Raw genomic sequence first — 3,203 nt, 5'->3', positions numbered from 1 at the left:
ATTTTCTGGACACTCTCATATTTAATAAAATATTTTAAATGTTATTAACAAAACTAATTTAATAAGAGTCAAGCATAGTTTACATATGTATTATGTTTGAAACATATCTCTAATTACTTTTTACTAATATCATTTAAAATGTCTCGCAATTCTTCAATTTCTTTGTTATTTAATTCTTCATTTTTCGCAAAATTCAGCACTAAACTTTTCATGTCCCCTCCATACAGTTTATTAAGAAAGGTTTTAGCAGTTTTCATTTTAATATCGTCTTCTTTAATATTTGATGAGTAAAAATAAATATTCTCTGATTTGTATCGTTTTATAATCTCTTTTTTATATAGTCTTGTGATTAATGTTCTAATCGTTTTATCGCTAACTTCTTTATATTTTTGAATTTCAACTACAATTTCATTAGCTGATACTGATTTTTTATCCCATATTATATTCATAACATCCCATTCAGCCATAGATATTTCAACTTGCTTATTGGCCATTTAAAACACCCATTTCTTTTAATATTTTTTCACTGATTAATTCAGCATTTTTCCCAGACGGCTTTCCATCTGATAAATGTGTAGCAAAATAATACTTATCATGATTTGTAATTACGTAACCTACAAACCACCCATTATTATACTTCCCGTTTACTATACCTGTACCTGTTTTCCCATACAGTTCATACTTTTCATTTTTCTTAATCAATAATGAAGAAGATAATTGATTCTTTGCTTTTTTACTAAAATGGTTATTTTGTTCCATCATATTTTTAAAAACTATTACTTGTTCAAGATTAGATATTTTCAAACTATCTTCCATCCAATAGCTTTTATAACTTCCCAAGTTTTCATTACCATAATTTAATTGCTTGAGTTGAGCCGCAGTATAGTTCTTTGGTATTTGATTACTAATACGTTCGAAGTACCAATTAACTGAATTTTGCATTGCTGTATTTAAATCTTGTTCCTTATTCCAAGACTCGAAAGGATAATGTTTATGATTCCATGACATACGTGAATTTTTATCACTTATGATATGATGGTCAAGTCCAAACATCGCTAAATAAATTTTATAAGTTGAATCAGGAGAATATCTCTTTCTACTTTCTTTTTCATTATAAATATAGTATTTGTCTTTCTTCATGCTGTACATGACGAAAGATCCACTATTTGAACCAAAATTTTTACTTTCATCTAAAATTTGGTGATCGTTCTGTAAGGGCTTTTTATAATTATAATCAGTTATGGATTGCCCCATCAAAAACTGGCTTTGAATTACCATGAGCAAAAAAGTAAAAATACAAATAAAAATTGGAATTAATTTGGACTGTTTTTTCAAATTGGCTTCTTTTATATTAATTAATCTTCTTTTGAGTAATGACTTTTTACCATTAAATGAATGGCTTAATATATTTTTATTAAAAAATGGAATATTTAATACGGAGTCCATAATAGATTCCGCATAAGTTTTAAATTCATTTTTGTTAATATTATTAAGAACAAATCTATCGGCTTCTACTTCATTGTCATGAATTATCTTTCTTTTTACAATATGTATTAATGGATTGTAACTCATAACAATAGAGAAGATATTAAAGATAATTAAATGTAAAGTATCTCTATTTTTAGCATGAGCATATTCATGCAATATTATATATTTTAGTCTTTTGTCAATTACACTTTTAAAATATGAACTAGGAATCAAAATAATATATTTCCCATACCAAAAAGTTATTGGAGATTGAATAGTCTCTGCTTTTCGAATCACAATATTTTTTTTATATTGATGGTTGAAAAGTATCGTATCTATTTTATTTTTTTCATTTTCGTTTAGATAAAGTGACTGTCTCTTTAAATATTTAAGATATAATAAGGATTTCAAAAATTTAAAACTTAAAATAATAACCAAAACTATCCAAATAACTGTGCAGATATTATCAATTGAATCCCAATTAAACTTATGGATATCTGTTGTGAACTCTTGAACAGGTTTGGTGGTATTTATGTTATGGTTCAAGTCGTGTGACCTACTTTCAACTGTGGGCGATTGATTATTCACATTATTAAATTTTATAAAAGAGAATTTAATTGGGATAAAAGGAATTAATCCAGCAAGCACAGTTAGATACCAAACTTTATAATTTAAACTATAATTAAAATAGCGTTTTAATATATACCTAAAAAATACTAACAATAGAAATATAAAACAAAAGCTTACTACGCTCATTATTAGTAATTTAGCCATTTTGACACCTTCTTTCAATTATTTATAATAAACAATTGACACCAATATTACAATTGTAATATTATTAATTTGTAAAAATTACAACTGTAATATTGGAGGGTTTATTTTGAAAAAGTTAATATTTTTAATTGCAATTGCTTTAGTTTTAAGTGCATGTAATTCAAACAGTTCACATGCCAAAGAGTTAAATGATTTAGAAAAAAAATATAATGCTCATATTGGTGTTTATGCTTTAGATACTAAAAGTGGTAAGGAAGTAAAATTTAATTCAGATAAGAGATTTGCCTATGCTTCGACTTCAAAAGCGATAAATAGTGCTATTTTGTTAGAACAAGTACCTTATAATAAGTTAAATAAAAAAATACATATTAACAAAGATGATATAGTTGCTTATTCTCCTATTTTAGAAAAATATGTAGGAAAAGATATCACTTTAAAAGAACTTATTGAGGCTTCAATGGCATATAGTGATAATACAGCAAACAATAAAATTATAAAAGAAATTGGTGGAATCAAAAAAGTTAAACAACGTCTAAAAGAACTAGGAGATAAAGTAACAAATCCAGTTAGATATGAGATAGAATTAAATTACTATTCACCAAAGAGCAAAAAAGATACTTCAACACCTGCTGCTTTCGGTAAGACTTTAAATAAACTTATCGCAAATGGAAAATTAAGCAAAGAAAACAAAAAATTCTTACTTGATTTAATGTTAAATAATAAAAGCGGAGATACTTTAATTAAAGACGGTGTTTCAAAAGACTGTAAGGTTGCTGATAAAAGTGGTCAAGCAATAACATATGCTTCTAGAAATGATGTTGCTTTTGTTTATCCTAAGGGCCAATCTGAACCTATTGTTTTAGTCATTTTTACGAATAAAGACAATAAAAGTGATAAGCCAAATGATAAGTTGATAAGTGAAACCGCCAAGAGTGTAATGAAGGAATTTTAATATTCTAAAT

General features: G+C 26.1%; 3 protein-coding genes. 1 reads left to right on the top strand and 2 read right to left on the bottom strand.

The genetic code is table 11. The features are described 5' to 3' along the window. Positions 1-113: 113 nt before the first annotated feature. Positions 114-494 (bottom strand): penicillinase repressor BlaI, encoded by a 381-nt coding sequence (gene blaI / locus AC2D8K_RS12450; protein ID WP_001284653.1) that lies wholly within the window; start codon positions 492-494, stop codon positions 114-116. After that, entirely contained in the window at positions 484-2,241 is a 1,758-nt protein-coding gene (gene blaR1, locus AC2D8K_RS12445; RefSeq protein WP_001096386.1) for a beta-lactam sensor/signal transducer BlaR1, read from the bottom strand. The genes blaI and blaR1 overlap by 11 nt, the downstream gene beginning before the upstream one ends. A 106-nt stretch (positions 2,242-2,347) precedes the next feature. Here blaR1 and blaZ point away from each other — a divergent pair, with 106 nt between their 5' ends. Beyond that, on the top strand, positions 2,348-3,193 hold the full coding sequence (gene blaZ / locus AC2D8K_RS12440; RefSeq protein WP_000733274.1) for a penicillin-hydrolyzing class A beta-lactamase BlaZ: 846 nt from the start codon (positions 2,348-2,350) through the stop codon (positions 3,191-3,193). Positions 3,194-3,203 lie beyond the last annotated feature (10 nt).

This window comes from Staphylococcus sp. 510 (assembly GCF_057219715.1).
This window is presented reverse-complemented; position numbering and strand designations above follow the sequence as displayed.